Source organism: Aeribacillus sp. JST-2 (genome assembly GCF_056032925.1).
The window spans coordinates 1-25351 of the sequence record NZ_JBVVUU010000014.1 but is presented as its reverse complement, the minus strand read 5'-3'; the positions used below and the strand labels follow the sequence as shown (position 1 = coordinate 25351).

Below are 25351 nucleotides of genomic sequence, written 5' to 3'. Positions count from 1 at the left end.
ATTACATTCCTCCTACTTCATTAGATGGTTCAGTATTTTTTTCTGATTTTTGATATAATGCATGTCGTTGGCTATAAAAACCTAATAGGTATTTACCAGATAACTGTTTGTTATTAAAATCTTCAAATTTCATTCTAGAAGCCACTTCATCAATTAGTTTGGATAAATATAATCCTTTTGTCCCAAGCCTCATTTGATAAGGTTGAATACTTTCCTGAATGGTCTTCCATGTTCTTGCGGGGTGTTTGGAAAAAGCGTTCATATATCTGATGGCGTTAGTAGCTCGCGTTTCATCGGAATCTAAAGCGCGTCTTTCCAACACATCCGCAATTGCTAATAAACGGCCAAATAAATAATCGCGGTCGTTATTTTCTGTATCTAATGCCACATTAAATCCCTCCTGTTTATTAATTAAAGCACAGGCAATACTTAGCGTTTTTTCCCATTCCCAGTTTTCCATTGCCACTGGATTTGAAGCACGATAAAAAGCGCTTCTTATAATGTCCAGAGGAATTTTTTGATCTTTCGTATCGATAATGCACGACAAGATGCGCTCCATCAATCCTTTCACTACTTTATCGTTTGCATTCGGCCCATAAGCAGCAAACGCAATATCTTTAGTCGCGGGAGCTCCATAAAATTGAACCGTTTTCTTTTCTTCATCTTTTCGATAACGGTGAAGCCACGCGCAAGTTGAATGCCATTCAACCAGTCGTTGTAAATACAGTTCCCTATTCATATTTCGATAATAAAGCACTGCAAGACGCCCCGGGGTAGCAGAATCAAGAATTAAAATATTCACCTCGGACTTTGTTGTCAGATTCGCTTTATAACCCTCCAAAGCTTTTGCTACTTCATTGGCAAATTCCTGATTCGTAAACGATTTTCTTTCTTTTTTTTCTAATGACATGGGATTGATGGCAAAAGTATCTTCTGTCGGATCTGGAAGAGTAATTTCATCATTTCCCCATACAAGAAACACGCGTTGGTCAAAGATTTTTCCCTGCCTGTTAATCAGCCATTTCAATGCATTATGCGCCTTTTGGGAAACATCATAACTAATGCTGGCCACTTCATTACTTTCATGGAAACGTCCCCTAAACGTAAAACCACTCGTATCATTGGCAGAAATTAGTTTCGCTTTATCGCCAGCATTTCTAATTTTGTTTGCGTGTTTATCAGTGACCGGCAACTTTTTCCCTGTTACATAACAAAAATCTTCGTCGTTGTTCTTTAAGAGGTCTTTGTAGTAAGAAATAAATGAATCATACATTTCAGGATCGTTCCAAACCTTTGTCAATATAGTATGAGGTGAATAAACATTGAAACGAACAAAAGCACTCTCCACTCCAGCGCTAATGACTGAAAAAATAGGCGGTTTGCTCCCATACAAAGATTCGTATTTTTTATCCCATTTATCGATTAAATGCCCATTAGGATCTAAGTACAAAACGTTTGCATCCACTAAATCTTTAATTAGCCGCTTTTGGCTTAAATAGTTATAAATACTTTTTACTTTTTTTGTTGCATAGGGTGATTCTGCCCAATCTTTCAATTGTTGAATATAATAGCTAAAAGGTTCTTCTTTTTTTATTTTTCCACCATATGTAACAAAATCGCCTGCTACATAACTTAATTTATCGTGAAGCGGATAAGGAGCTATTTTCGTACTAGTCCGGTTCGCGGCATCTTCTGTGCAAGGGATGACAGTCACCTCTTTAATGACTGTTGCTGAATGAAATTGCCCGTCTTCTGTGATATTCACTTCAATATGCGCGGTTTGAGTCGTATGAGAAATCGGCAACAACGTATACTCTTGTTCATTATGCTTTTTTTCCATTACACCTACACGATCTAAATTGGATTCATATGTCTCATATAAATTTAATAACCAGCTCATTCGTTCACCTCCCCTTCCAATTGTTTGAGCATTTCATCCGCTGATTCCACATTTGTTTGATCGAAAAACTTCGGATTCATTTCTTTGATTTTTCTGATTTGTGTGCATTGATCCGGCCTAATAAATTGGATAATTCCATTCTTCATCACAGGATTCCATAAACGGACTTCCATTTCGTTTCTACCGGTTTCATCTGGGTAATTAATCCCATGAACCATGGTACCTAGATGAATATCGCCATAATCATCATAAAAACCTTTACCTTCACCAAATACACACGGTTCAACATACCCTTGACATTCTCTAGTGCCTAAAAAGATATCTCTTCGTCCTCCAGCTTTCAGTGAACGTTTTAGTATGTTGTGATGCTTATGTTCGTTGCGATCAAAAGCAAGATCAGGACGATGCGGATTAAAAACAAAATGTGCACGCACTTGATATCTAACGTCTTTTAAATATGTATAATGAGCCAGTGTATTTCCCCCACCATATTCAATTGGCCGAATGCCTTTGGATTCCATTCGAATCGCATTCATCACTCGAACCTCATCAATGATAAAAAGTATGGTGGGCTTCCAATAAATCGACTCGACAATTCCTTTCAACGCCTGATAGGTAGGCACTTGATAGGACAGCTTTTCACCTCCTAGTTTAGTCAAAGGATCCGTAAACAAGGCATATTTTCCATAAACTTCGAATTCAATAGCATTTCTCAATACAGACACCTCCTTTTTGTTTTTTTAATAATTCAATAATAACTTTTTTTCAGAAAATATTCAATAAAAAAATTATATATTATATGAAATATAAAATTCGAATCGAGGTTATGGTATAATGAATTGTCGCTTTTAAAAGCGTGGATTGAAAAATATAATATATTATTTGAAAGAGGGTGCACCAAAAGTAATTGGCACCCTTTTGATCATTTATTGCTGACTTGAGCCTCTCTCTCTAAATATATTGATATATCAACGGTTTTCCGTATTTACGGGGTGTCAAAAAAACTTTTCGACAAACCCTTTTCACATGTTTTTGAAGATTTGTGACTATCTAACAAACTATGGGTATTTATCGTAGACATTTACTGGAATTCTATTCCGACGCACGTTGGATCTCTGCGAAGCTCTTTTATAATTTAAATTTTTTAAAACATCTTTAATACAAATTGACTGTCATTTTCAAGATTAAGTCCGAATTCCATATTGTACGCCCCTTCTTTTAATACTAAGATTTTCCCATCTAGGCAGCTGACTAATCCATCATTTTTCACTAATTGTTCTCGTTCATAATCGTTAATATTTATGATATATTGCTGGGCTTTTCTTAAAAGTTGTGCAAACTCATTAATTGTTCTGTTGCTGTTTAATTCAGCAATAATTTCTTTTCCACCACCGTACGGAACAATAACAGAAGTTGTAATATCATCAATTACTCGAAAATGCTCTGCTGCAGTTTTATAGCTGTTTACTAAAAATAATGGAGGCAATTTTTTATTTTTTTGATAATAGGCCTGATAATAAGTACTATTTTTCTTATTGGACATTAACAGTTCAATCATTTCTTTTTTCAATTTTGGTATAAAATAATTCAAATTTGATTCAAGTTCCGTATAATACTCTTTAAAGTACCTTTCCATAGCTTGCATAGATAAGATATTCCCGCCATGATTTGTTTGGTCACGACTTATATCAATAAAAATTCTTTTTGACACTTGTTTTCCAACTTTTATTTCTTTTAAACGATCCAATTTTTCTTCCTCATGGTCTATAACATAAACATTTTGTATGTCCTTTTCACCGTGCCGATTGCATCTGCCTGCAGCTTGTGCAATGGAATCTAATCCTGCTAATGAGCGAATCACACAATTGAAACTAACATCTACCCCCGCTTCAATCAGTTGGGTGCTTACACAAATTACTTTATTACCCTCTTTCAGATGATCTTTTATTTCACCTAATATTTTATTACGATGAGCAGCACACATTGATGTACTCAAATGATAAGTTGGTAAATTTAACTTCTTCATTTTCAATTGAGTATACAGATCTTTCACAACTGATTTCGTATTTAAAATAACTAACACACTTTGTACTTCACTTATTTTTGCCTCAATAAAATTGGAGAGTTTTTCATTATTAAATGTTTCATTTGTTGCTTTATCAATGATTTCCACCCGTTTAAATGCATCAATTACATAATCAAGGTTTTTGATCATTTCTGCTTCCGCATTGATTTCAAGTTTATGCTCAACAAAATCTAACGCAGGCTGAGTAGCAGTACAAAGCACGATGCTGGAACGGCCATAAGTTTTTAAAAAGTTTAATGACTGATTAAAAAGTGATACACATGAAATAGGAATTTTTTGCACTTCATCAAAAATAATTACCGACTCACTTAAATTATGAAGCCTCCTAATATTTCTACACCCATTTGCGTAAAAAACATTCAAAAACTGGACAATCGTTGTAAAAATAATCGGCGAATCCCAGTTATCTTTGGCTAATTTTAATTTTTGTTGCACACTAATCAAGCCATCTTGATTTTCATCATCATCATTCATATCTTCAATAACGTTTGAATGATGCTCTAATATATTGGCATCATCTTTTAATATTTTTCTAACTTCTTCCGCGTTTTGTTCAATAATAGTTGTATAAGGGATTACATAAATGATATGTTTTTTATTATAAAGTTTAGCGTGTTTCAGAGCATATCTTAAACTTGCTAATGTCTTACCACCACCAGTTGGAATGGATAACGTATAGATTCCTGATGGTTTCTCAGCAAATTTATCACACTGTTCAGACATCTCTGTTCTTAAAAGATTAATAGCTGTATTGGCATCCTTTTGTTTACGAAATGAATTGATTTTTCGCATGAGCCTTTCGTAGTATCTATCAAATAACACTTCATGATTATTTACAGTGTCATTGCTTTTATTTTCTTCAAATAATCTTGTGTTCGTTCTATCTGCATCAATTAAAGCACTAAAAACAAATTTAGTTAAAAACATTAGTTGTTTTTCATAGTTTCCAGAAGATTCTTTCGCTAAAAATTTTTCTAGTTCCTCAGCAGCCTTATCAACATAATCATGAAAATCTGTCTCACTCATAACATGCTCAAAAAAGTATTGCTTTGTCACATCAAATTCAGGAAGTTCTTTATCACGAACTCTTTTTAAGTAATTTGATTCTAAATCCGGATTTAAAAAATCTTGAAGGTACGAATGGTGAGAAATAATGGCATTTCCTATCACCTCAGCCACTATTCCTTTGTAACGAGTTATTTTCCCCTCTGTATGAAAAAATTCATATAAAAGTTTCCCGCCTGCAGTAGAATGGTCAACACTTCCTCTTCTAGGTGGTGCACCAGGATTATTAACTGCTTCTAATATGTATTCTCTAAATTCATTTGTACATTTTCCTAGATCATGAAGCATACCAGCAAGACCAGCTAAATGCTTTACACCTAGCTTTTCTCCGTAGGTTTCAGCTAAGTTTTTTACTTCTAATAAATGATCTTTAACAGTTTGTATTTTTTTGTCACTTTCACGGATATGGGCAATAAAATCCATTTACCTTCCCCCTGATAGATATATATTTTTATTAAAAATCTGTTAACGACCGAAAATGAGAGCGTTTCTCAATAGTTTCACAAAGACTTTTTTTTGATGGAACTCGCTTTACAATGTTAGCTATTAAATATGTAAAAATATTATTTTGAACTTCCCAACGATTTGAAACCATTTTTCCTACATAAAAAAGGTGTACCTCCCTAAAATCTCGGTATGATTAACTTTATAAACTAGAAGAAGACTATCTATCACTATTATACGATAACAGTAACTTCCTTTTCTCACATAATTGTCAAATCTTCGGAAAAAATGTATTTGAAAATATGAAAATTCTATTCGTCTTTATACTTCGGAAGAAGAGTTAATGCATAAAAATTTTCTCATTTTGAAGCTTGAGACATTGCAATGTTCAAAAACATAACAAGATCCTAAAAATGCGTCAGTGTAAAAAGAGTTCAAGAAAAAACAATATTTACAACGAGTAGCTCGTAATAGCTCTAGCTTTGACTCTCCTTTTAAAAGAAAACCGAACAAATAATTTTGAAGGATCTATATGAGATATCAAATAGATTTACAAATTTGAAAAGTTATTTTAACCAAGAAAATTTATTTACCAAAAACCAAATCCATTCCTCTCCCCCATTATTCCGTCCGAATTTGTTTCATCCACAAATGGCAATAAGCTTTTTTCAATGTCGGCGGCTGTTGTGTACTGCAAAATAAAAGTGATCCTTACGTTCTTTTGGTGAAAAGTCGAGATAATTGAGAATAAGAAGCTGAAAAACTCCAATTTACACACTAATTTTCGCAATTAGCCTCTTTTTATCACCAAAATTGTGTAAGAGCCATAAAAGGGCAGAGAATTGCAAAGAAATTAATCTGAAACATTTTTACATGGAAGGGGGCATGAATGACTAGCTTGGTTATGCCAGCCCTTGAAATAGCTGGATTCTTGGCGTAGGAACCATGCCCACAGAGCCTTCATGTCAAGTTGCCTTTCTTTACATTTTCAAATGCAAAACTATTTGCTTTTAAGGTTCTTACGTTCTTTTAGTGAAAAATCGAGGTCATTGATAACACAGAGCTAAAAATACTTATTTGCACGCTCAGTTTCTCCATTAGTCTTTTCCTTTCAACAAGATTGCGTAAGAACCATTTTTAAAATGCAAAATAAAGCTGTTTTGCAAATTCCATCACTAGCTGCATTAGCCAAAAATGATTTTCTTATACAAACCGCTCTCTACATTCCCACATTTCAGAAAGGGTCGGCTTGGTAACATTTTATGAAATAAAAATTCAAAAAAATCATTGACTTTTGTAATAAAATTTCATAAAATGAGTATAAATTTTAAAACTATTCAAAATATGAAAGGAGGGATGATCATGAAAGGCGGTTTAATTAGTATTCAAGAAGCGCTTGATTCATTAAAACCGTCTGAAAGAAAAGTTGCGGAGTATATTTTAAAGCACCCTGACGAGGTGGTAAACCTTTCTGTTCAAAAGCTGTCGCAACGGGCAAATGTCAGCGAGGCAACGATCATACGCTTGTCGCGCACGTTGAATTGTAAAGGTTTTCAAGAGCTGAAGCTGAAAATTGCGGGGGATCTTGCCAATTGGAATGAACAAAACCGCTCCTACCAAGAAGTTCCGATAAACGGGGCTGTTGATTCAGTCATCGCATCTGTGTCGAATAACAACATTCAATCCATTCAGGATACGTTGTCGGTTTTATCGAAGGAAGAAGTCGAAAAAGCCATACATGCTTTAAGCAAGGCGCGCAAGATTGCCATTTACGGAATTGGAGCTTCAGCTGTTATCGCGCAAGACTTTAAGCAAAAGCTGACGAGAATTAACCGTTGGTGCGAAACAGGCTTCGACTATGATACACAAGGGATGATCAGCGCCAATCTGACGGAGGAAGACGTTGCCTTCGGAATTTCCTACTCCGGACAAACGGAAGATATCATTAAATCGTTAACATTGGCAAAGGATAACGGCGCCACAGTTATTTCATTAACAAAATTCGGATCGAATCCCGTTTCCGATCTCGCTGATATTTCGTTATATACAAGCTCATTGGAAAAAAGCATCCGCAGCGGGGCGATGAGTTCAAGAATTTCTCAACTCAACGTTATTGATATCCTCTATGTCGGCATCATGAGCCAAAATTATGATGAAAGCATCGCCGCTTTGGAAAGAACGAGAGAAGCAGTCAAAATGTCAAAACGGAATTATAAATAAAAGCATCCCATCAAAAGACAGCCTCTCTTTTCAAGAAGTTATCATATTTTAAAAATGAAAACGTTTCCTATTTTACAAAAAAACATCAGAACAAGGGGGAGAACAATGGGAAATCATACACGGTTGGCAAACGAAATTGTCGAAAAATTGGGCGGTTATCAAAACATTAAAAGTTTGACACATTGCATGACAAGATTAAGAGTCACACCTGTTGACGAGAGCAAAGTTGATATCGATGGATTGAAAAAGATTGACGGTGTTCTCGGCGTTGTCGAACAAGAAACGCTGCAGATCATTTTAGGACCGGGAATTGTGACAAGAGTAGCGGAAGAAGTTTCAAAATTAAGCGGGGTTCATATAGAAAAGCTGGATGCCAATGAATTCGCCAATCTTGCGGAACAAACGAAAGCAGACTTGAAAAAGAAAAATGCAACGCCGTTTAAACTTTTTTTAAGAAAAATCTCCAGCATCTTCATCCCGCTGATCCCTGCCATTGTAGCTTCTGGCTTAATTGCCGGTATTACAAATGTCATTGTTAGAGCTGGGGCTGATCCGGAATCAATGGTAATATCGATTTTAAACTTTATCGGTTGGGGGCTATTCAGTTATCTTGGCATTTTTGTTGGAATTAATGCGGCTAAAGAATTTGGGGGCACCCCTGCTCTTGGAGGGATTGCCGGTATTTTAATTATTAACCCTGCACTTGCGGACATCACGCTTTTTGGTGAAAAGCTTGTGCCCGGGCGGGGCGGTCTGATAGGAGTCATGCTGGCAGCCATTTTTATGGCATGGATTGAAAAGAAAGTCCGCCGGTTCGTTCCGGCTTCAGTTGATATTATGGTAACGCCTACGATTTCTGTTCTGATAACAGGCTTAGCCACTTTAATCGTTCTGCAGCCAGTCGGCGGCTGGATTTCCGATCTTATTACAAAAGGATTATTAGGATTAATTGATGCTGGCGGCATATTATCGGGAATTATTCTTGCCGGAACCTTCTTGCCTTTAGTCGTAACAGGACTGCATCAAGGGTTGACGCCTGTGCATATGGAACTCATCAACTCCATCGGCGATGATCCATTATTGCCGATATTGGCAATGGGAGGCGCAGGTCAAGTAGGTGCCGCATTTGCCATCTATTTCAAAACAAAAAATGCTCAGCTTCGCAAAGTCATTAAAGGCGGGCTTCCTGTCGGGATTTTAGGAATTGGAGAACCGCTCATTTTCGGCGTCACCTTGCCTCTAGGGAGACCTTTCATTACAGCTTGCCTGGGTGCAAGCTTGGGAGGTGCTTTCCAAGCGTATTTTCATGTTGCGACGATTGCCATTGGTGTTTCCGGTTTGCCATTGACCTTTTTAGTGAATGCCCATCAAATCGTTTATTATCTCATTGGTTTGTTTATTGCTTATCTATTCGGATTTATTTTTACTTATCTTTTCGGATTTAAAGAGGAAATGACGAAAGATATTGGAAAAAATGAACAAACGAATGTCATGACAAACAGTTAATTCTCACACTTGTCCCAAAAGCTGCCTTCAGTGCAAAGGGGAATGCTCCGCAGCTCACAATATATAGGACATTACAGTGGAATAAAAGAACTATATATTGTGATATTTGCGTGAGGTCAGTCCTTTCCGGGGCAGCTTCTTCTTATCAAAGGAAGGTGAAAAAATGCTTGGTATTTCAGTATATTTAGGAAATCAACAGTACGACATGGAACAAATAATCGCCAAAGCCAAAAAATATAAATTTCAAGCCATTTTTACTTCCCTCCATATTCCGGAGGATGATCCATCAGAATATACAAAACGGCTAAAGCATTTAGGCATGCTCGCCCAAAAAAATGACATGCAATTATTTGCTGATGTGTCGCCAAAATCGTTTTCCTATTTGAACATGAACAAGCCAAAGGATCTCCTTGACTGGGGCGTGTCCGGCATCCGCTTGGATTATGGTTACGCCGACGAAGAAGTAGTGGAATTATCCAAGCAAATGAAGATTGGAATAAATGCCAGTACAGTAAACGAAGCAACCATTCAAAAGTGGATTCGATTAGGATTAAACGTTGAAAACATAGAAGCTTGGCACAATTTTTACCCGCGTCCCGAAACAGGACTCGATGACCGTTTTCTGATTGCACGAAACCAAATGTTCCATCAATACGGAATTGCCACAATGGCTTTCATACCGGGGGACAATGAATTGAGGGGGCCAATTTTCGCAGGGCTTCCGACATTGGAGAAGCATCGGCATCAAAAACCGCACATTGCCTGCGCAGAGCTTTTATTTCAATATCATGTTGATAACGTGTTTATAGGCGATGTTTCCGCTACGGAAAGCACGTTGTCGCTGCTGTCGCTTTTATCCGAACGGATCATTCCTCTTAGGGTTTTGTTGTATCAAAACGATGAAAGCATTCGTTCCCTTGTCGAAGGCGTTCATACCAATCGGCCTGATCCGGCAAGAGATGTCATCCGGTCGCAAGAATCCAGACACTATGCCCAAAACAATGGCATAAAGGTCAACCCTTCATCTGCCGCAAGCCGTTTGATTGGTTCTGTTACCATTGACAATAACTTGTACGGCCGATATGCAGGCGAACTTCAAATCACAAAGCGAAATTTGCCAAAAGATGAACGGGTCAATGTTTTAGGAAGAATTGTTGAGGAAGATATTCCGCTTATTGATTGCATCGATCCGGGCGGAAAATTTAAAATGATGGTGTCAAAATAATGCAGCGTTGCCTCAAGCTTTTTTCACGAAAGATCGAGTCACTAAGTCAGAAAGGAAGAGAACAAAATGGATCTTCATAAAATTGATACGGAGAGAAGAAACCCAAACACAATGAATATTGATACTTTATCCAGCCTGGACATTGTAAAAAAAATCAACGCAGAAGACAAGCATGTTCCGGAAGCTGTTGAGCAGGCGCTGCCAGTTATTGCGGATGTTGTCGACCGGATTGTTGAAGCGTTCCGCAATGGCGGACGTTTAATCTATGTCGGAGCCGGTACAAGCGGCCGCTTGGGAGTGCTGGATGCATCCGAATGTCCTCCCACGTACGGAACTCCGGCGGAACAAGTGATTGGTGTGATTGCTGGCGGTGAAAAAGCGCTGCAATACGCTTTGGAGGGTGCGGAAGATAACGTGGAGATGGCCGTTGAAGATATGAAAAAAATCAACGTGAACCCTAAAGATGTAGTCGTCGGTATTGCTGCAAGCGGGAGAACCCCTTATACATTGGCGGCCATGAAATATGCCAAATCAGCCGGCGCAACGGTTGCAGCCATTACGTGCACAAAAAACTCTGAGATGGAGAAAGAAGCGGATTATCCGATTGTCGTTCTTACAGGTCCAGAAGTTGTGGCAGGATCGACAAGAATGAAAGCCGGCACAGCACAAAAACTTGTATTAAATATGCTTACAACCGCTTCAATGATTCGCATCGGCAAAGTGTACAGCAACTTGATGGTCGATGTCGTCCCTACAAATGAAAAGCTGATCATGAGGGCAAAGAATATCATCGTTGAGCTCACGAATGCAAGTGAAGCGGAAGCGGAGGAAGCACTGAAAACCTATCAATCTGCAAAAGCAGCCATCTTTTCTTTAATCACTGGTTTAACAGGCGAAAAAGTCTTTGAAGTACTTCGCCAACATAAAGGACACTTGCGCAGCGCCATCGAATCGCAGTTAAAGTGAATGGTCGTCAGCGTTAAATTCAATCGTCAAATCGATCTCTTTTTGAAACTATTCCGATTGAAACAAACATTTTATTGTGTGAATGACAATAGTCGATTTTTTGCGAAAGCGGGGGCATTTCATGAAAATGATCGCCATTGATATGGACGGAACATTGCTCGACAGTTGTGAGCGGGTCACGAATGAGAATGCAAAGGCTATCCGACGGGCCCAAGAAAAAGGAATAGAAGTGGTGATTGCTACAGGACGGACTTTTTATACAGCAGCAAATCTCCTGAAAAAAGCAAAAGTAAAAGTTCCCATCATATGTCTTAACGGAGCCGATATTCGCGATCACGATGGCAAACAGCTAGCCAGTGAGACGATTGACTATGAATCTTTTATCAAAATTGAAAAAGCATGCACAAAACATGGCGTCCATTTTGAAGTATGCACAAATCACTGCATCTATTCAATCAGTAAAGAACAGTCGCTTAATGCTAGGATCACCTCAGCCAAAAGCGCCCATCTTCATTTTCATGAAGCGGACGTAATAGAAAAATTTTATGCGCATGTTTCTTCAGGATATGTAAAATTGATTAACAGCTTCCATCAATTGTTAGAACAAAATATTGAAATTTACAAAGTGCTAGCTTTCTCTTGCGAAAACGAAAAGCTTCTCAATATTAAAGATGAGCTTGCTCATGAAGAAACCCTCCATGTTACCTCGTCAGGCCGAAATAACCTTGAAATCAATCATGCCAATGCCCAAAAAGGGGCAGCGCTCGAAAAGTTTGCGGCCGAGAAAGGTGTGGCAATGAAAGACGTTTTGGCGATTGGCGATCATTTCAATGATCTTTCTATGCTGAAAAAAGCCGGAAAAAGCGTTGCGATGGGAAACGCTGAGGAAGAAGTGAAAAAAATCTGCGACTTCATCACGAAAACAAACAACGAACATGGTGTGGCCTTTGCAATTGAGAAAATGCTGAAAGTATAAAGATCAAAGGATGCCCTATTTCCTACAAAAAACACTTCAGGTGCCGGCACTCTTCACTGTAAACCATTCAGTCGAAATCAGACCGCCCTTTCACGATGATCGTGTGCCACTGACGGAAGAAAGCGCTGAATTCCTTTTCAACCGTTTTTTAATTGGGAGATCGCCCGCCTTCTTTTTCTCTAATCAAAATACTTGTTTCTTAGGAATTTTTATAGCAAATGGTAGATAGCACAAAATATGCGCCAGTTCTAAAAGAGCTGTTGCTCTTATGGCTGGCGCATAACAAGATTCAAGATAAATCTACAGCAAAACCTTTTCCATTTGATAAAGAGAGTTGATATATCGATTCTTCATTTGATATCTATAATCATGTGTAAAATCACACTCCCAGACCAGTAAACCTAAATTCCCGGCCAATCAAACCACTTCCTTTTTACACAAAATTCAGGACTTAATCCTTTCCATTTTCTTCTGCTTTTTCCCCTTCATCGGCTGAATTTTGTTCCAGTTTCATGCGTTTTAAGGAATCTATTATTCTGTAAACCAGCTTAACGGAACGGTCACTAAATCCGGGAAAAGCACCAACAAAAAGAGGATTGCCATTTGAACGAGCAAAAACGGAAAAATTCCTTTTGTTATGTCCACGATGCTGATTTTACTGATGCCGCAACCCACATACAGAACAGTGCCGACAGGGGGCGTAATCAGCCCAATGGACAAATTAATCACCATTAATAAACCGAAATAAACGGGATCAATCCCCACTGCCGTCACAACAGGAAGAAGTACAGGTGTGAAAATTAAGATAGCTGGTGTTAAATCCATTACACAGCCAACGATCAATAAGAAAAGCATAATGATGAGCAATAAAATCGTTGGATTGGCTGTTAAACCGCTCAAGAAATCAACAAGCTCTTTCGGAATTTGGGCAACAGTAATGGCGTAGCCTGAAACGATAGCCGTTGCCGCTACAAACATAACAACACCTGTTGTTTTAGCGGCTTCCACAAATACTTTAGGCAGCTGCTTCCACTTAATCTCTTTATAGAAAAAACTTATAATCAGTGCGTAGACCGCCGCCACTCCCCCCGCTTCTGTCGGAGTGAAAATTCCTCCGCGAAGTCCGACAATAATAATGACCGGCAATAACAGCGCCCAAAAAGCACGGACAAAAGCTGTCCATTTTTCCTTAGCCGTCGCCTTCGGCAAAGTTGCACTATGATCTTTTTTTGAAACAAAGTACCATATCACAATAAGCCCAAGCGCAATGATAAGCCCAGGAACAACTCCTGCCATAAATAGCTTGGTAATGGAAACGCCTCCAACAACTCCAAATAAAATCATCGGAATACTTGGCGGAATTATAGTGCCAATGATTCCAGTTGCCGCCACGAGACCTGTTGAAGAATTTTTATTATATCCTTTTGCCATCATCATTGGAATCAAAATGGCCCCAAGTGCAGCCGTGTCCGCCACCGCTGATCCTGACAACCCTGCAAAAATAACGCCTGATATGATTACAACGTATCCGAGGCCGCCTTTAATGTGCCCTACGAAGGCGCTGGCGAAATCTACAATCCGTTTTGAAACTCCCCCCGCATTCATAATTTCACCGGTTAAAATAAAGAACGGTATGGCCATCAACGAAAAGTTATTGGCTCCTTTAATTAAATATTCCCCTAAAATACCGGTATCAAACAGGCCTAATACCACCAGCATCACAATTGCGCTGCTTAACATCGCAATCGCAACCGGCGCCCCAATCAAGAGGAAAAAAAACAGAGAAAGAATGAAGACCCAAATCATTTTGTTTCCCCCCATTCCTTTTTAGGTTTTGCCCAGTCTGGCGCATCTTGATTAAAAAACACAAAACGAATGGTTTGAACGGCGCAGATAGCAATCATTAATACTGATGCGACAACACCCGCTAAATAAAAGACAGCTTCAGGAATTCCGGTCGCCGGCCCCGATATCATCTTATTAAGTTCGATCATTTTCAACAGTCCGTCGATAAATAAAATGAGGACAAACACCATTAACGAATTAGAGACAAAATATAAAATCTTTTGGAATTTCCTTGGAACTGACCCGATTAACAGATCTACTCCAAGATGGCTCTTCTCTTTTGATGCGACAACGGCTCCTAAAAAGATGACCCATACGAATAAATAACGCGCCATTTCCTCCGACCAAGTAATGCTCAAGTGAAAGGCGTAACGAAGAACAACATTGAAAAAAACAAGCGCAACCATGGATGCCAAAACAAATACAATGATTCCATTTAATAGGCCGTTAAGTGCTTTTAACAGTTTCTCCATCCCGTATCACCCCACGAATTGTTGCTTTAACCCTGCTTGGCGTCAAGTTTCAGCTTTCTTTTTTCCTCTTCAATTTTATTGATAAAATCCTTTGCCCAATCGTATTTTTTATAAAGCTCCTTATATACCGGCTCCATCGATTTCTTCAGTTCCGTTTTGAATTCCTCATCCGGTACAATAATGTCAAGTCCTGCTTTTTTTAATTCTTCTTTCACTTTTGCTTCAGACTCTTGAAGCAAATTCCACTCATATTGAGCCGATTCTTTTGCTGCTTCCAAGATGATTTCTTTAGTTTCTTTATCTAAATGATCAAAGAACTCCTTGTTCATTAAATATACATTCGGACTGAACATATGGTTTGTTTCAATCACATGGCTCTGCACTTCATATAAACCAGACTCCTTTAATGTCACGTACGGATTTTCTTGAGCATCGATTACGCCTTGTTCAAGTGCGGTGAAAACTTCTGATAAAGCAAGAGGCTGGACATTGGCTCCCATTGCTTTTCCTGTATTGATAAAAATAGGGATGTTCGGCATTCTGAGACGCAATCCTTTGAATTCCTCTTTGGTGTTAACCGCACGATTGGCCGATACAACCCGGAAACCGTTTGCCGTCCATGCAATCGGTTCAACGCCAAGTTCCCGAAAGGCATCGCCAATCTCTTCTCCAACTTTCCCGTTTAAAATGCGATTGGCCTGTTCGTAGCTATCGAACAAATACGGCCATTCAACAGCGCCAATTTTAGGATTGGCCGTTTGCAATCCCATTCCTGCGACCGCCATTTGAATCGAGCCGATGCGGGCGCCGCTCGTAAATTGCGCTTCATCTCCAAGTTCATTTGCCGGGTAAATTTCCACTTTATACTTTCCTTTTGTTTTTTCTTCAATGATCGGTTTGAATTTTTCCCTTAATGCGATATTTTGCGGATGTGAATCAGAAAAATAGTTTGCGACTTTAATGGTGGTTACACCATCGGCATTTGCCTTTCCGGCGTTTTCGAGCAGACTGCAGCCTGTTGAAACCATGGCAACCGCCATCGCAGCGACTACGATTAAAAACGCTTTCAATTTCATAAAAAATCACTCCTCGTAAAATGCCTGCGGCCATCTTTACAATCCCTGCCCGTCAGTTAAGATCCATTTCAATATAGACGTTCACCCCCTTATGAGGGTGTAATGCCTGCCCAGCCATTTTTTTGAAACTTGAACTGCCATTGTATGTCAATCGTTGTCCCGTTTATATTGAAAAGTCCGCTGTCGCCGCACCTGCCTCTTCATAAATGGCCACCCACCCTTCATTAAGACCTTCTGCTGGCAATGAGGGCATAGCTTAGCCATTGGACAGCAAGCGTTCCACACATTTCAGCCCTGTCCATTTGCCAATAAAATTTTTTATTTTTCCGTTTGCCAACGGAAAGCTCCCGTTATCAACGGTTCAGGATTGGCTGCCGAAGGAAACATAAATGTTCCTTCCGTCACTGCTGTACGAGTCGTTGCTGCCGCAAATATTGCTCCCGTTCCGCAAAAATTGTATTGAAAAAACATTGGGATTTAGTTTATTTTTAAAAATATTTGTCCGAAAATCGGAAAAGACATTTAGTTTCTCAATTTTTCCCCGCTTTTTCTATTGACAATCTATTTCGGATGCTGCAGCGACAATCACCATAACGAGTGATCCGCAGTAATTGCCGATTCGCAGCTCTCATCAAGAACGATTCATCCTTCAGGATCATAAGACCTTCTTTGCCGATGTTAGTATTTAAAATAAAGAAAAATTCTACAGTTCCTTATTCTTGGTTTAAGTAGTTGTAAACGGTTTGTGTAACAGGAACGCCATTTACAAGTCTGTCCGCTTCACGAATCTGCTCTGGTTCTCCCGGCACCATGACTTTTGTAAACCCTTCTGCAGGCTGCAATTCGTGAATTTCATCAATCATCCGATCCATGTTTGCCAAAAACATTTCACCGTCAGTAAACATTGACGGATTAATGGCCATTAAAAAGTGTCCTAGTTTACGTTTTTGATCGTAATCGCCATACATTGTTGTAATGTGCGGGCCAAACGCTGAACCAGTCAACAACCCTGAGAGGACATCCACCACCATCGCGAGACCATAGCCTTTTGGCCCGGCGAATGGAAACAATGCACATACTTCATGAGGGTTTGTTGTCGGTTTTCCGTTTTCATCAACACCCCAGTCGACAGGAATGTCTGTCCCTGCTTCGCGGGCGTGAAGCACTTTTCCGAAAGCAACATTGCTTGTCGCCATGTCTAAAATGACCGGTTTATGAACTTTTGCCGGAAATCCAAAGGCAATGGGATTGGTCCCAAAATACGGTTTTGCTCCTCCAAACGGGACGACGACCTTGTCGGTATGGGTAACGGCCATCCCAATCATTCCTTTTTCCGCTGCCAGCTGGACGAAGTAAGAAAGTGCACCGCAGTGGCTGCTGTTGATAACGCCGACAGCGCCAATGCCGTTTTTCTCAGCCAGCTTCACCGCATAATCCATCGCTTCTTTCGCAACCACATGGCCAAATCCGTCATCACCGTCAAAAACGGCTGAACAAGGGCCTGTCTCTTTTACTGAAAAATGGGGATCCGGGTTTAACCCTCCTGCTGCAAGCCGTTTGACATAATGTTCTGTACGCAGTACACCATGTGAGCTTACTCCTCTTAAATCAGCGTGTACAAGTACATCCGCCACCACTTCTGCATGATCTTTGCGCAAGCCTGCTCCGGCAAGCTTTTTTACTACTAATCTTTTTAACTCGTCATGTCTGATCAATACTTCTGCCATTTTTGATTCGTTCCTTTCCTGATCAATTTTCAACATTATTCAAGATTTGTATGGTGTTTCCTCATTTCCTCGTGCAAGTCGTTGTTATTTTCTTGCAAGCTATGGATAATGATGCCGTCCAAGACAAGGTGCACGCTCTGATCAAACTGATTTCCTAATGGCTGTATTGTGGCCGGCTCCCCGGCACGCCGGTATTTGGTAGCGGCCGGTATGACAAGAACGTTATTGCTTATGGCGGCGATTTTGGACTCCCTGTTTGTTGTGACAAGAAAAACTTTAGCTCCCTGTTCTTTTGCTTTGAAGGCAAAATGGTAAATCATGCTTGTCGAACCCGATCCGGATATTGCTACTAAGAGATCGTCTTTGCCAATACCCGGGGTAATCGTTTCTCCTACCACATAAACTCGAAATCCGCCGTGCATCAGGCGCATCGCAAATGCTTTCCCTATTAATCCTGACCTGCCTTCCCCGTAAACGAAAATGCGCTTTGCCTTTTTCAATTCTTCCGCAAGAGCCAATGCCTCTTCTTCTTTTATTCTTGATATGACAGTTTCAATTTCTTGACAGATTGTTTGAAGGATTGTTTTCATTTTTTGAGCAACACTCCTTATATCATAATTGGCACCATTGCAATGCCGCTGCCAAGTATTCTGAACGAGCAGCTGTTTTAAGGCGGCAGTTGCGGGTGCAATGAGAGGCAGATGCAAATGCGGCTTCCAGTCCAAGAATGCCGGATTTTGAATCCATTTTCTTGGTCAATCGTTTTAAACATGTAAGAAAAAGTTCCCTTTATAAGCAGATCCCCGATTCATACGAAAATACTTACAAAACAGAGGCTTTTTTTAGAATGTCCTCTAATTCCCGCTTTTTTTCCGCACTCAGCGTCCGGGCAGGCGGAAGCACATATGTAGAAACATCCAATCCTCTTAGTTTGATGGCCTCCTTTACTACATTTACAAATGGCGAATCCAACTTATACATTAGAGGCAAAAATGCCAACTTTTTATGAATCTCAATTGCTTTTTCATAATTCCCTGTTTGAAAAGCCCGATAGATTCCAATGCTTAATTCGGGCGCAAAGTTTCCGCTGGCGGAGATCGCTCCATCCCCTCCGAGTGCAAGGGTATTCAACAGATGATCATCAAAGCCGGCCATAACAGAAAAATGAGGATGCTTACTTTTTACTTTTAAAATCATCTCGCGAATATGCCCTGCGCTATCCACTGTTTCCTTAATTCCAACTATGTTCGGATATCGATCTACTAACTTTAATACAATGTCAGGAGACAAATCCTGTCCTGTCAAATCAGGAAAGTTATAGAGTAAAATCGGAATTTCCGTATTTTCGGCAATTTCGCCGTAATGAGCCAACAGGTTCTCTTCCGTCAGCGGCCAGTAGTATGGATTAATTATTACAACGCCGTCCGCTCCAATTTCCTTGGCATGGCGATTAAGAGCAATCATTTCCCGGGTGTTGGTTCCGCCTGTTCCGATTAAAACTGGCACTCTCCCTTTCACATAGTCTGTCGCAAAAGATGCAACCTGCTTCCGTTCTTCGAAAGACATGTGATTAAATTCGCCACCGCTTCCCAAAAAGAACAATCCATTTACCCCTTCTTCAATGAGGAAATCAATTAATTTCCCCATTCCCCGCCGGTCTAATTCCAAGCTTTCGTTAAAAATGGTTGGCACCGGCGGGATAATTCCGTAAAATTTTGTTTTCATCCGATCTTTCCCCCTTCTTTTTCTCTTAACTTTATCTTTTCTTTCACATCTTGATTGACCAAATAGTTAGGATAATAACCCGATAATACATCGACCACATTTTGAGCGGTTTTCCGCTTCAGTTCATGTTCGGACTCTTCGGAGTACCAAGCGACATGCGGGGTTATAATAACGTTTTCCATCTTTAATAGAGGATGATCTTTCTGAATAGGTTCGTGTTCTGTAACATCTAATGCAGCGCCGGCAATCTTTTTTGCTTGCAAAGCAGCAATTAAAGCGGTTTCATCAATGACTGGACCACGCGCCGTATTGACAATGAATAAGTCTTTTTTCGCCAGATCAAACTGTTCTTTGCTAATCATTCCTCTTGTGCTTTTTGTTAAAGGGGCATGAACCGATATATAATCGGATTGTCTAAATAAATCATTCAACTTTGTTAATCTGACATTTAACCGATTGGCCGTCTCCTCCGGAATATACGGGTCATAGGCGATCACATTTAAACCGAAAGCTTGCGCCTTTTTAGCCAACGCCTGCGGAATTCTTCCCAACCCTACGAGCCCGAGTGTTCTGCCGCGAAGGCGAAAAATCGGCTTTCCTAAATTAAAATCCCAAGTCCCGTTTTTTACCTCATTGTTAAATTTGACTACTTTCCGGACTAACGCCAATAATAAAGCAAAAGCACGGTCTGATACCTCGTCTACGGAATAATCTGTCACATTGGCCACCACGATTCCCTTTGCGGTCGCAGCCTCAAGATCAATGGTATTAACACCTACGCCATACCTTGCAATAACCTTGCATCGCTCCAATTTTTCAATCACTCTTTTCGAAACAGGAGCATATTGGTTCAAAATAGCATCGGCATCTCTGCACTCGCGAATCACTTCCTCTTCCGTGCGGCATTGAACCGCTATAAAATCGGCATCGATGGATGAAAGCACTTCTTTTTCCGGAGCCAATGTTTGAAATTCGTAATCTGTCACGACTACTTTATATTTTCCCATTCTATTCACTTCCTTTGGAAATATTGAAATATCTACGGCTGCAGCCGTTTTTATGGTGCCAAAATCATTTTCGGCACTCTTTTTAACTATATTTCTTAAATCTGTTGATATATGAAAGTGATGGGTGCACTTGATGCTGCACTTTTATTAATGTTGTAATGGAGAGAATGTATGCTAAATAGGCTGGTGGTTTTTATTATGGTTCCATTACGGGGATGGACACCATGCATGATAGAAGGTGGGATTCCATTCATTTGATCCCCTAAAGGCTTGCAGTTGTTCTGTTAAACAGACTGTCTGCGAATCAACTCTGGCTCAAACCGGTAAATGCGGGCTGTTTGATCGGACTTTCTGTTTGTGATTGCTTCAAACAGCAAATCCGCTGCTTTTTTTCCCATCTCAAAGCTGGGCGGTCGAATGGTTGTCAAGGCGGGATGATAAATGTGTGCAAAAGAGGGATTGTCGATTCCGATTAAAGCTACATCATTAGGAACAGAAAGCCCTTGTTCTTTCGTGAATTCTAAAATTTTCATTAAAGCTAAGTCATTCCCGGCTAATAGCGCCTGAGGCGGATTTTCCACAGAAAACATTTTTTTCAATCCTGCTTTTATTTGTTCGAGGGGCAATGCAATAATGTATTCTTCCCGGATGGGTATGCCCTTTTCATTCAATGTCTTTTTATACCCTTCTATCCGCTCGACGCGCGGAGTAGTTTGATGAACTAGCGAAGTCGTCACAACGCCTATTCGTTCATATCCTTTCTCAAGAAAATGTTCAATCGCCATTTTGGCAGCATTTTCATTATGAAGAAGGACCGTATCGACCCCGACATCCTTAACGAATCGATCCATGAAGACAAGCGGATATCGCCTTTCTACAAGCTGTTTGTAAAGATCCGTATTTCTGTTAGTGGGGAAAACAATTAATCCATCTACTTGTTTGGCGATTAGCATTTCTATATATTTTTTTTCTTTTTGGGGCACATCATCGGAGTTGCAAACGATTACATGATAATCATGCTGATGGCATATATCTTCGATGGCTCGGATGACTTCCGTTTGAAAAGCATGCAAAATATTCGCCACGATGACGCCGATAGTTGATGTTTTCTTTTGTTTTAAACTTCTTGCCACAATATTAGGTTGAAATTTTAGTTCTTTAATGGCTTCTTCAATCTTTTTTTTCGTTTCTTCTCCCATGTATTCATATCGTCCATTTAAATATTGGGAAACCGTGCTTTTGGAAACATTCGCACGCTTTGCCACATCTGCGATTGTTGTTCTTTTCATTTTGCGTCTTCCTTATCCTTTTGAAAAAAATCACTAAATCGGTTTAGTAAACCGGTTTAGTGATATTATAAATAAAATGAAAGCGCTTTTCAATAGTTTTTTTGGATTTTTTTCCTAATATTGAACACTCGTTTTTCACTTTCTCTGTTAATATAATTTTTCCGATACCGTTTTTGCTGTGATTTCGCGAACCTTTCTCGCAATGTGTTCCCTTCTGTGAATAATCGCTGCGCATAATACGTCAATTACCGATAATTGGGCAATTTGCGAGATAATTGAAATTCCTTCTAACGGACTCTCCTTCGACGACATGAGATGAACCACATCGGCTAGTTTCGTAATGGGTGATTTCCCATTGCTTGTCATACAAATAATTTTCGCTCCAGCTCTTTTGGCTATTTCCAAGCTATAAATCGTATCCTTCGTACTTCCAGAAACCGAAATGCCGATTGCACAATCTTCTTTTGTCAATAATGCTGCACTCATCGCTTGGAAATGGCTGTCCTGTTTGGCATCACATTTTATACCGATTCTTCTGAATCAACCACGGATCATCAGTGCTTTATACCCCACTACGTTCAGATAAAACGTAGCTGTCCTCGACGCCCGGCATCGGCACGAACGACTTTATATCCCACTACGTTCAGATAAAACGATTATGAGTTTTGGCACCACATTTGAAAATAAACACTTTATATCCCACTACGTTCAGATAAAACGGATCAACTGTCGGCATGTTCTTTATCCATTTATTGACTTTATATCCCACTACGTTCAGATAAAACGATGATAGTGTGATTTTATTTGTTATTGCAGGCCACTTTATATCCCACTACGTTCAGATAAAACGAAAAAGTGTCAATTTTATCTTCAAACGTTCCATCTTTATATCCCACTACGTTCAGATAAAACGAATTTGCTTTGTTTGGAATTTTCGTTTTTGATTTCTTTATATCCCACTACGTTCAGATAAAACTATTTCGCCGAACATATCTAGCAAAACCATTTCATCCTTTATATCCCACTACGTTCAGATAAAACATTGCGACTGTATCCGCATGCGATTTCGCATTTGTTTTTTATATCCCACTACGTTCAGATAAAACGTTTACATCACCGAAACCGGCGTTGCCGAATACCACTTTTATATCCCACTACGTTCAGATAAAACTGAGGAATTCGTTCAAGGTGATGGATTCGAAACGGTTTTATATCCCACTACGTTCAGATAAAACTCGACATACCGACTATTCATAGCAGAAGGTGTCTGCTTTTATATCCCACTACGTTCAGATAAAACGAAGATAAAAGGAATTGTGCTTCTATATGCGGATTCTTTATATCCCACTACGTTCAGATAAAACCGTTTTTCACGGTGTGCCTTTTCGATCATAAGCGCTCTTTATATCCCACTACGTTCAGATAAAACGGGCGAAATCCCTCGCGTGTGGTATTTTGAAAACGTCTTTATATCCCACTACGTTCAGATAAAACAGGTTTCGGTTTGTTGTATTCGGAATATTCCCAAAAACTTTATATCCCACTACGTTCAGATAAAACGAGCGTTTGGGTTCACATCTTTCGAAAAGTTGTATTGCTTTATATCCCACTACGTTCAGATAAAACAGTATTCCTTTATCGCGTAAAGGCATCATTACGAACTTTATATCCCACTACGTTCAGATAAAACGCCATTTGGCGAAACAATCACGATCAAAACCGATGACTTTATATCCCACTACGTTCAGATAAAACGAATGGTTCTATCGCTTCAAGGAAAGTGTGGAAGAACTTTATATCCCACTACGTTCAGATAAAACTTCCCCTTTTTTCACGGCTCCTGGTGCGTTGAAATCCTTTATATCCCACTACGTTCAGATAAAACTGAATAGCTGCATCCATATCAACATCATCATTGACTCTTTATATCCCACTACGTTCAGATAAAACCCATTTATCATCTGTTTTAGCTTCCCCTTTTACAAACTTTATATCCCACTACGTTCAGATAAAACGCTCTGTTACCCTTGCCTGCACCCACATGTTGAGCCTTTATATCCCACTACGTTCAGATAAAACTTACACCGGTATTAGCGCCGGTGTTCCTTTTGTAAAAGCTTTATATCCCACTACGTTCAGATAAAACTGACAGTGGCGTTAAGATTCTCACGTCGCTTATCAAATTTATATCCCACTACGTTCAGATAAAACCAAAGCAAAGCACAGTTCGGGTTGGATTAACGTAAATTTATATCCCACTACGTTCAGATAAAACGTTGAATTTGATGAAGAAATAGATTGCGGGAAAATCTATTTATATCCCACTACGTTCAGATAAAACGTAGATAAAACAAGAATTATCGGCAGTGCAAAATTATTTATATCCCACTACGTTCAGATAAAACACGATTGTTTCCACATTTTGCGCGAATCGTTGTCGATTTATATCCCACTACGTTCAGATAAAACGTAGATAAAACAAGAATTATCGGCAGTGCAAAATTATTTATATCCACTACGTTCAGATAAAACACGATTGTTTCCACATTTTGCGCGAATCGTTGTCGATTTATATCCCACTACGTTCAGATAAAACATCATCTTCATGAGCCAATTCGTTGAATTGCTTGATCATTTATATCCCACTACGTTCAGATAAAACAACAATCGAATCTCTGATTCTTCTAATATGAGAAAATTTATATCCCACTACGTTCAGATAAAACCATTGCGCTTTTGCCCGGCAGAACTTGCAATGTTCGCCATTTATATCCCACTACGTTCAGATAAAACTTGGTTATCTAATGACTATTATAGTACCAATTCAAATTTATATCCCACTACGTTCAGATAAAACAAAATACCTGCATGCATTGATTTACGGTTATACAAATTTATATCCCACTACGTTCAGATAAAACGAAGATAAACATTTCGAATAACACGAACCGCTTTCCCATATTTATATCCCACTACGTTCAGATAAAACCGGAGTTACTCATAAAATCATATACGCAAAAAAGCAATTTATATCCCACTACGTTCAGATAAAACATACGGTCACTTTCCGTTTTATCACTTGCATTGGGATTTATATCCCACTACGTTCAGATAAAACCCTTCGAAAAAGTGCTTAAGAAAGCAGTTATATCAATATTTTGGGAACTTTTCAAATCGGAAATTTGCAGTACACCGTCGGTCTTTTTTTCTTCCCTTGCAAAAAAGACAGCGCAAACACTGCAAATTCAACGGTTGATATGCTTTTCCCAAAAACATCGATGCACTGCATTTTCAAATAAACATATCACTAAATGATTTGTCAATACCGTATGAATATTTTTTTAAATTCTTTGGGTTTTCAATCTCATAAACGTTTATCGAGTCAGCACTATCTACAATTAAATTTTCCAATTCAAACAAACATTTTTTGAGCAGGCTTCTTGTAATATCACCTTCGAATACAGAATTTTGCGTCCATATTAAATATTCTTTCAGTTTTTTGTGCACCTTTGCAACTCTATCTTCAGCTACATCGTAAGTAATAATAACGTACATATTACCACCACGCTTTTAAAGGGTTGTATTGTTTGTCGCCAATAAAATGCTTGATCAGCTTATAGCATTCCAAACGAATAAAATACTGATAAGAAACATTTCGGTTTAACTGCCGATGTTTGACGGTTGTTTGCAATTTATTCATCCACTCCCTCTATAAATGTTGATATATCAACGGTTGTAGCCGTCTCAGGGGTGTCAAAAAAATATTTTTCGACAAAGTTTCTAACATTATTTCTTAAATATGTGTATATCTTACATTGACG

The 25351-nt window shown here is 39.2% G+C and carries 18 protein-coding genes, 1 pseudogene and 2 CRISPR repeat arrays; of the genes and pseudogenes, 5 read left to right on the top strand and 14 right to left on the bottom strand.

The window, feature by feature from the left end; genetic code table 11:
- Position 1: 1 nt before the first annotated feature.
- From cas8c to cas3, 3 genes are all read right to left on the bottom strand, one after another.
- Positions 2 to 1900: a type I-C CRISPR-associated protein Cas8c/Csd1 gene (cas8c, locus tag AC0KTX_RS09235; protein ID WP_474251921.1), complete on the bottom strand. Its 1899-nt coding sequence runs from the start codon at positions 1898 to 1900 to the stop codon at positions 2 to 4.
- Complete coding sequence (gene cas5c / locus AC0KTX_RS09230) at positions 1897 to 2616, bottom strand: type I-C CRISPR-associated protein Cas5c (protein ID WP_474251920.1); 720 nt, start codon at positions 2614 to 2616, stop codon at positions 1897 to 1899. The genes cas8c and cas5c overlap by 4 nt, the downstream gene beginning before the upstream one ends.
- Before the next feature lie 428 nt (positions 2617 to 3044).
- A complete protein-coding gene (gene cas3 / locus AC0KTX_RS09225; RefSeq protein WP_474251919.1) occupies positions 3045 to 5474 on the bottom strand; it encodes a CRISPR-associated helicase Cas3' in 2430 nt (809 codons plus the stop codon).
- Between the two features lie 1383 nt (positions 5475 to 6857).
- Between cas3 and AC0KTX_RS09220 the strand changes: the two genes are divergently transcribed.
- The 5 genes from AC0KTX_RS09220 (at position 6858) to AC0KTX_RS09200 (ending at position 12388) form a co-directional block, all read left to right on the top strand.
- Complete coding sequence (locus tag AC0KTX_RS09220; protein ID WP_474251918.1) at positions 6858 to 7715, top strand: MurR/RpiR family transcriptional regulator; 858 nt, start codon at positions 6858 to 6860, stop codon at positions 7713 to 7715.
- A 105-nt stretch (positions 7716 to 7820) separates the two neighbouring features.
- A complete protein-coding gene (locus AC0KTX_RS09215) occupies positions 7821 to 9221 on the top strand; it encodes a PTS transporter subunit EIIC (RefSeq protein ID WP_474251917.1) in 1401 nt (466 codons plus the stop codon).
- A gap of 163 nt (positions 9222 to 9384) precedes the next feature.
- Positions 9385 to 10446, top strand: coding sequence for a DUF871 domain-containing protein (locus AC0KTX_RS09210; RefSeq protein WP_474251916.1), 1062 nt, complete (start codon positions 9385 to 9387; stop codon positions 10444 to 10446).
- Between the two features lie 66 nt (positions 10447 to 10512).
- On the top strand, positions 10513 to 11412 hold the full coding sequence (gene murQ, locus AC0KTX_RS09205) for an N-acetylmuramic acid 6-phosphate etherase (protein ID WP_474251915.1): 900 nt from the start codon (positions 10513 to 10515) through the stop codon (positions 11410 to 11412).
- Positions 11413 to 11533: 121 nt separating this feature from the next.
- A complete protein-coding gene (locus tag AC0KTX_RS09200; protein ID WP_474251914.1) occupies positions 11534 to 12388 on the top strand; it encodes a Cof-type HAD-IIB family hydrolase in 855 nt (284 codons plus the stop codon).
- Between the two features lie 531 nt (positions 12389 to 12919).
- Here AC0KTX_RS09200 and AC0KTX_RS09195 read toward each other — a convergent pair.
- The 11 genes and pseudogenes from AC0KTX_RS09195 to AC0KTX_RS09145 all read right to left on the bottom strand — a co-directional run.
- The gene (locus tag AC0KTX_RS09195) at positions 12920 to 14194 is read right to left on the bottom strand and encodes a TRAP transporter large permease (RefSeq protein ID WP_474251913.1); all 1275 of its coding nucleotides are present in this window, start codon (positions 14192 to 14194) and stop codon (positions 12920 to 12922) included.
- The gene (locus AC0KTX_RS09190; protein ID WP_474251912.1) at positions 14191 to 14706 is read right to left on the bottom strand and encodes a TRAP transporter small permease; all 516 of its coding nucleotides are present in this window, start codon (positions 14704 to 14706) and stop codon (positions 14191 to 14193) included. The genes AC0KTX_RS09195 and AC0KTX_RS09190 overlap by 4 nt, the downstream gene beginning before the upstream one ends.
- 26 nt (positions 14707 to 14732) lie before the next feature.
- Positions 14733 to 15782 carry a TRAP transporter substrate-binding protein gene (locus AC0KTX_RS09185; protein ID WP_474251911.1) on the bottom strand — a complete coding sequence of 350 codons (1050 nt, stop codon included), beginning with the start codon at positions 15780 to 15782 and terminating at the stop codon, positions 14733 to 14735.
- A gap of 713 nt (positions 15783 to 16495) precedes the next feature.
- The gene (allD, locus tag AC0KTX_RS09180) at positions 16496 to 17509 is read right to left on the bottom strand and encodes an ureidoglycolate dehydrogenase (RefSeq protein ID WP_474251910.1); all 1014 of its coding nucleotides are present in this window, start codon (positions 17507 to 17509) and stop codon (positions 16496 to 16498) included.
- Between the two features lie 35 nt (positions 17510 to 17544).
- Entirely contained in the window at positions 17545 to 18216 is a 672-nt protein-coding gene (gene hxlB, locus AC0KTX_RS09175) for a 6-phospho-3-hexuloisomerase (RefSeq protein ID WP_474251909.1), read from the bottom strand.
- 115 nt (positions 18217 to 18331) lie between these two features.
- Complete coding sequence (locus tag AC0KTX_RS09170; protein WP_474251908.1) at positions 18332 to 19234, bottom strand: dihydrodipicolinate synthase family protein; 903 nt, start codon at positions 19232 to 19234, stop codon at positions 18332 to 18334.
- Positions 19231 to 20241, bottom strand: coding sequence for a C-terminal binding protein (locus tag AC0KTX_RS09165; protein WP_474251907.1), 1011 nt, complete (start codon positions 20239 to 20241; stop codon positions 19231 to 19233). The genes AC0KTX_RS09170 and AC0KTX_RS09165 overlap by 4 nt, the downstream gene beginning before the upstream one ends.
- A 284-nt stretch (positions 20242 to 20525) precedes the next feature.
- On the bottom strand, positions 20526 to 21530 hold the full coding sequence (locus AC0KTX_RS09160; protein ID WP_474251906.1) for a LacI family DNA-binding transcriptional regulator: 1005 nt from the start codon (positions 21528 to 21530) through the stop codon (positions 20526 to 20528).
- 147 nt (positions 21531 to 21677) lie between these two features.
- Positions 21678 to 22055, bottom strand: coding sequence for a MurR/RpiR family transcriptional regulator (locus AC0KTX_RS09155; RefSeq protein WP_474251958.1), 378 nt, complete (start codon positions 22053 to 22055; stop codon positions 21678 to 21680).
- 35 nt (positions 22056 to 22090) lie between these two features.
- A CRISPR array of direct repeats spans positions 22091 to 23999; the repeat unit is 29 nt; unit sequence CTTTATATCCCACTACGTTCAGATAAAAC.
- 97 nt (positions 24000 to 24096) lie between these two features.
- Positions 24097 to 24648: direct repeats of the CRISPR family, unit length 29 nt.
- A gap of 173 nt (positions 24649 to 24821) precedes the next feature.
- On the bottom strand, positions 24822 to 25085 hold the full coding sequence (gene cas2, locus AC0KTX_RS09150; protein WP_474251905.1) for a CRISPR-associated endonuclease Cas2: 264 nt from the start codon (positions 25083 to 25085) through the stop codon (positions 24822 to 24824).
- A 1-nt stretch (position 25086) separates the two neighbouring features.
- Positions 25087 to 25239: pseudogene (locus AC0KTX_RS09145) on the bottom strand (type I-B CRISPR-associated endonuclease Cas1b); the annotation flags it as partial.
- Between the last annotated feature and the right edge of the window lie 112 nt (positions 25240 to 25351).

What these genes read in the sequence shown, in the direction of transcription:
- cas8c (WP_474251921.1), bottom strand. Translation starts at nt 1,900, where the DNA reads ATGAGCTGGTTATTAAATTTATATGAGACATATGAATCCAATTTAGAT.
- cas3 (WP_474251919.1), bottom strand. Translation starts at nt 5,474, where the DNA reads ATGGATTTTATTGCCCATATCCGTGAAAGTGACAAAAAAATACAAACT.
- AC0KTX_RS09220 (WP_474251918.1), top strand. Translation starts at nt 6,858, where the DNA reads ATGAAAGGCGGTTTAATTAGTATTCAAGAAGCGCTTGATTCATTAAAA.
- AC0KTX_RS09215 (WP_474251917.1), top strand. Translation starts at nt 7,821, where the DNA reads ATGGGAAATCATACACGGTTGGCAAACGAAATTGTCGAAAAATTGGGC.
- AC0KTX_RS09210 (WP_474251916.1), top strand. Translation starts at nt 9,385, where the DNA reads ATGCTTGGTATTTCAGTATATTTAGGAAATCAACAGTACGACATGGAA.
- murQ (WP_474251915.1), top strand. Translation starts at nt 10,513, where the DNA reads ATGGATCTTCATAAAATTGATACGGAGAGAAGAAACCCAAACACAATG.
- AC0KTX_RS09200 (WP_474251914.1), top strand. Translation starts at nt 11,534, where the DNA reads ATGAAAATGATCGCCATTGATATGGACGGAACATTGCTCGACAGTTGT.
- AC0KTX_RS09195 (WP_474251913.1), bottom strand. Translation starts at nt 14,194, where the DNA reads ATGATTTGGGTCTTCATTCTTTCTCTGTTTTTTTTCCTCTTGATTGGG.
- AC0KTX_RS09190 (WP_474251912.1), bottom strand. Translation starts at nt 14,706, where the DNA reads ATGGAGAAACTGTTAAAAGCACTTAACGGCCTATTAAATGGAATCATT.
- AC0KTX_RS09185 (WP_474251911.1), bottom strand. Translation starts at nt 15,782, where the DNA reads ATGAAATTGAAAGCGTTTTTAATCGTAGTCGCTGCGATGGCGGTTGCC.
- allD (WP_474251910.1), bottom strand. Translation starts at nt 17,509, where the DNA reads ATGGCAGAAGTATTGATCAGACATGACGAGTTAAAAAGATTAGTAGTA.
- AC0KTX_RS09170 (WP_474251908.1), bottom strand. Translation starts at nt 19,234, where the DNA reads ATGAAAACAAAATTTTACGGAATTATCCCGCCGGTGCCAACCATTTTT.
- AC0KTX_RS09165 (WP_474251907.1), bottom strand. Translation starts at nt 20,241, where the DNA reads ATGGGAAAATATAAAGTAGTCGTGACAGATTACGAATTTCAAACATTG.
- AC0KTX_RS09160 (WP_474251906.1), bottom strand. Translation starts at nt 21,530, where the DNA reads ATGAAAAGAACAACAATCGCAGATGTGGCAAAGCGTGCGAATGTTTCC.
- cas2 (WP_474251905.1), bottom strand. Translation starts at nt 25,085, where the DNA reads ATGTACGTTATTATTACTTACGATGTAGCTGAAGATAGAGTTGCAAAG.